Source organism: Vibrio sp. 10N.222.49.C9, from assembly GCF_041474985.1.
GTDB classification, from domain to species: Bacteria; Pseudomonadota; Gammaproteobacteria; order Enterobacterales; family Vibrionaceae; genus Vibrio; species Vibrio crassostreae_C.
In genome coordinates this window covers 1-430 of the sequence record NZ_JBFRVD010000293.1, presented here as the reverse complement: position 1 = coordinate 430, position 430 = coordinate 1, and the positions used below count along the sequence as shown (strand labels likewise).

The 430-nt window shown below is 41.6% G+C and carries 1 protein-coding gene and 1 pseudogene; one reads left to right on the top strand and one right to left on the bottom strand.

What is annotated here, in order from left to right:
- Positions 1-185: pseudogene (locus AB4585_RS23200) on the bottom strand (DUF1853 domain-containing protein); the annotation flags it as partial.
- A 90-nt stretch (positions 186-275) separates the two neighbouring features.
- Here AB4585_RS23200 and AB4585_RS23195 point away from each other — a divergent pair.
- Positions 276-430 (top strand): Nif3-like dinuclear metal center hexameric protein (locus tag AB4585_RS23195; protein WP_372171141.1); only part of this gene is annotated, 155 nt, incomplete at its 3' end.

Below are 430 nucleotides of genomic sequence, written 5' to 3'. Positions count from 1 at the left end.
CACAAATACTGATAGATAAACCCGAGCCGAGGGTTACCCGTATAGGTATGCATTTTCTCAGCGCAGAGGGTTTGAAAAGGAAGCTCCTCTACAATAACCTCATCACCATGCAACAGTGGCGGTGTTGTCGCTATCCAATCAGCGAATTGAGATAATGTAGAGACATCAACATAGGTATTTGGCATTGGCTAACAGACCCTAGTAGCTAGACGAGCAGACATTTGTTTGTTTAACTTGCTACATATCAGACGTATTTTCAATTATTTGGAAGCAAAATGAACAATTTACAACTGCAACGCATTCTTAATGACAAGCTTTCCCCTGAACTGATTAAAGATTACGCGCCAAATGGACTTCAGGTTGAAGGAAGCAAAACCATCAATAAAGTCGTTACTGGAGTGACTGCTTCTCAAGCGCTTATCGATAAGGC